1 protein-coding gene is annotated in these 397 nt (G+C 58.9%); it reads right to left on the bottom strand.

The window, feature by feature from the left end:
* A partial coding sequence (locus GOARA_RS20460) for a hypothetical protein (RefSeq protein ID WP_007323782.1) occupies positions 1-397 on the bottom strand: 397 nt, incomplete at both ends.

The raw sequence follows: 397 nt of genomic DNA on the forward strand, positions 1-397 counted from the left end.
TCGGGGTGTTCACGGCCTGGTCGGGGGTCCAACCCGAGCTGAGTTTTCCTACTGCTATCTCCTTTGCACGTTGGTGCAACGCTTCCGCGAACGTATTGATTGATGCTGTCCATGCACGCTGGACGATTTTGCGAACATCCGCAGTCTCGGTGCCCTCTGGCGCCGTATACACCAGGACACGCTTGGAGTCGCAGCGAGCATCGATGTTCGCTGCGATGGCAGGGAGACGCCCGTCGAGCTTAAGCGTGCTGAGGAGCTTCATGAATTCGGGATCAACCCACATCTCGCATAGGGAAGTTGCCTCTGCAAGGCGGGCACAGCCGGGCTCGGAGAGGTTCTCAACGAGGCTCTTTAGGTCGGGGTGGACTTGGCTCGCGTGCTCAACCAGGTCAGGAAA

This window comes from Gordonia araii NBRC 100433 (genome assembly GCF_000241265.1).
GTDB classification, from domain to species: Bacteria; Actinomycetota; Actinomycetes; order Mycobacteriales; family Mycobacteriaceae; genus Gordonia; species Gordonia araii.